Raw genomic sequence first — 2,936 nt, 5'->3', positions numbered from 1 at the left:
TGAAAAGCCATCGCACCGCCGTGTGGGTCCGACGCAGCCACGCAGGCCGGGGTCGCGTTGACTTGCCTGGAAAGCGGATAGGGTCCCTAGTGCATCCCGATCGGGCATCGGGCTTTTGATCGTGCGCTCGCGCAAAGAGGGCGTCCAGTGCCGCGCGAAAATTTAGGTGTTACATCCGGCTTACACTTTTCCCATGACGCGCATGTCTTCACGTCATTGCGTGAAGAAACCTGTATCCATCCGCATTAAGTACCGTGTGGCATATGGCGTTCACGGGGCGGCTCGTCCGCCGGGTACGGCGCCGCCACGATTTGATTGCGACCCTGCGCCTTGGCCTGGTACAGCGCGGTATCCGCGGCGTTGAGCAGATCCAGCCAGGTACGCACGCGCGTACTGCCCTTGGCCACGCCGAAGCTCGCCGTCACCGTCAACGTCAAGACGCCGGGCGCATGGATGTTGTCATGCGAGATGCTGCGGCGAATGTCCTCGGCAAGCTGGCACAGCTCGCTCATCGACAAGCCGGTGGTCAATACGGCGAATTCCTCACCGCCATAACGGAAGCCCAAATGCGGCTCCCGCACCAGCCGGCGGATGCGCCGGGCCACCTCGCGCAATACCAGGTCGCCGACGATGTGGCCATGCTCGTCGTTGATCGGCTTGAAATAGTCCACGTCGATCAGAATCAGTCCGCGACCTTTGGCCAACCGCACCGGATCGGAGGCGAGATCGCCGGTGATCTCCTCCAGCGCGTGGCGGTTCAACAAGCCGGTCAGTGCATCCGTATGGGCTTGGCGGCGCAATGCCTTGCTCAGCTCGTCGCGTTCGATCGCCAGCTGCATGCTGAAGGTGTACTGCCGCTTGAGCGTGTCGATGGCGTCATGCAGGGCGCGCGTTTCGGCGCTGTGCCCGGCGCGCGGCGCGCGGCGCAGTTCGCCCTGGGCGAGGCCGATAATCTCGTTCTTGGCGAGCGACAGCGGGCGTATCACCAGCCGGTCGGCAGCTTGCAACAGGCCCAGCAAGAACACGAAGAACGACAGCAGGCACGCGCCGACCAGGCGCATGTGCCGGCGGTCATCGCGTTGCGCCAGCGTCACTTGCGCGATCGCGCGCTGCATGAACAGCCCCTCCAGCTGTTCGAGCTTCACCAGGTCCGGCAGCACCTGGCTGGTGAAGGCTGCCGCGCGCAGGGTATAACCGGTATTGGACTCGCCCATCAGCATGTCGACCAGCGCGAGCGTGTGCCCGAAGAAGCCGCGCTCAACCTGCGCCCGCAGCTGATCGATCGCATCGTCTGGTTGATCGTCCGGATTGAACCGTTCCGGAATCAGGCTATGCAGTTCATTGAGCCGGCCACGCAGGTTGGCGATCACCAGGCGACGGCCAGGACCGATCGGTTCAGGCGTCGACAGCGGCACCACCAGCATCGAAGCCAGGCGACCGCCGTATTCGCGCAGATCGCTGAGCATGCGCGCCATCTGCATGATGCCGGCCTGAGCGGGGGCAAGCTCAACGGCCTGGCCATAGAACTCGTCGATCAGCGGGTCGAGCTGCGCGCGCACTGTGATCAAGGCATCGATCGCCGCCTGCAGCTTTTGCGGCGAGCGCTCGGTCGGCGCATTGCGGCTGAGTGCATCGAAGGCGGCGCGGGCTTGCGCGAGCAAGATTCTTGCCCGGGCCAGCTGCTGGCTTTCGGCACCCGCATCCGGACGCGCACGGATCGTGCGGTCCAACTGGTCGAGCGCGATATCGGTACGGTGCCGCGCATCGGCCACCGCGGTCAGGGTCGCTGCGTAGGCAGGTGCGGCGTTCGGGTCGAGGCAAAGCAGAATGTTGGACGGCGCGCGTTCGGCCGACACCGCATTGCCGGCCTTCAGCATGTGGTCGTAGGAAGTGAGCGCCTGCAAATTGCGCGTGCTTTGCCGGTATGCCTGGGCATAGCCGATGAACACATAGGCGGAAATGGAGGCAGCGACCGCGAGCAAAAGCGCTGCGCCCACCTTTAGCTGTGCTTGAAGCTGCATCGATACCTGTTCTGCGCCACGATGTTATGGGTCGCTCGTGTGTCGTCTGGGATTTCGCGCCCTCGGCATCAGCGCAGCGGACACGTCCGATGATGGTCGGAACCTGGCTGCGGAATCACTGAATTCACGCACTTCTATGTGCGGCGTGCCGTAGCGCAAAACCGCTGTATCGGCCAGCAAGGGAGAAACTGAAGCATAAGCTGGTCGCTCGTGTGAGCGCGTGACCGGCCGCACGGAAGCGGCGCCCCGGCAAAAAGCCGCTAAGCGCCGCCGGCAAGCACACAGGCGGTTGCTTCAGTTGTTCACGTCATCCCCGCTCAAGGCATCCAGCTCGGCCTCGTGCCGCCGGTACAGCGCAACGTTGGCGGGATTGGCCAAGCTGGCATCGAAGTTCGGCTGGCCGGCGTACTTCACTGCAAATTCGGCGCTCAACAGCGCGTATTCGCCAAGCAGGAAATTGCGCGTGGTCAGCCCGTGCCGCGCGATCAGGGCGCGAAAGTCGGCGCTGTGTTCCAGATGCGCCGCCGTCTCGTCCAGCGAATGCGCATGCGGGTCGACGATGTCGATGGGCACCTGGTTGGCCTTTGCATCCTTGGCGGTGGCCAGCAGCTTTTGGAACGCGTCTTCGGAGAGCGTGTAGTGCTGGATGGCGGTGCGATCGGCCGCGGTCAGCGCATGCGGAATCATGCTGTGGCTGGTCGTGCTGCCGCCGGCCAGTGCGCTGGCCGTCGATGCAAGCAGAACCGACCACGCCAATGCATAGGAACGATGGGCTCGCATGCCGGATGTCCTCCACCTGCTGCAGCGTGCCGGCACTCTAGGAAACGCTCGGCGATAGCGCGGTGAAAACGGCGCCCCGGTCAGCGACTCAGTCGATGCCGCGCAGCCGCGCCACCATGCCGACCGAGGCGATCA

Annotated in this window: 2 protein-coding genes; both read right to left on the bottom strand. The window is 64.2% G+C overall.

Annotated features, from left to right (window positions below; genetic code table 11):
* Nucleotides 1-245 precede the first annotated feature (245 nt).
* Nucleotides 246-2,021, bottom strand: coding sequence for a GGDEF domain-containing protein (locus tag VMA74_RS00010; RefSeq protein ID WP_325363539.1), 1,776 nt, complete (start codon nt 2,019-2,021; stop codon nt 246-248).
* A 294-nt stretch (nt 2,022-2,315) separates the two neighbouring features.
* The gene (locus tag VMA74_RS00005; protein WP_325363537.1) at nt 2,316-2,801 is read right to left on the bottom strand and encodes a hypothetical protein; all 486 of its coding nucleotides are present in this window, start codon (nt 2,799-2,801) and stop codon (nt 2,316-2,318) included.
* Nucleotides 2,802-2,936: the final 135 nt, after the last annotated feature.

Source organism: Dyella sp. (assembly GCF_035508675.1).
Lineage (GTDB): Bacteria > Pseudomonadota > Gammaproteobacteria > Xanthomonadales > Rhodanobacteraceae > Dyella_B.
Note: the sequence above shows the minus strand (reverse complement) of the source record. Positions and strands in the feature narration are given on the sequence as shown.

Excerpts from the sequence above, each read along its gene's own strand:
- VMA74_RS00005 (WP_325363537.1), bottom strand. The coding sequence starts at position 2,801 with ATGCGAGCCCATCGTTCCTATGCATTGGCGTGGTCGGTTCTGCTTGCA.
- VMA74_RS00010 (WP_325363539.1), bottom strand. The coding sequence starts at position 2,021 with ATGCAGCTTCAAGCACAGCTAAAGGTGGGCGCAGCGCTTTTGCTCGCG.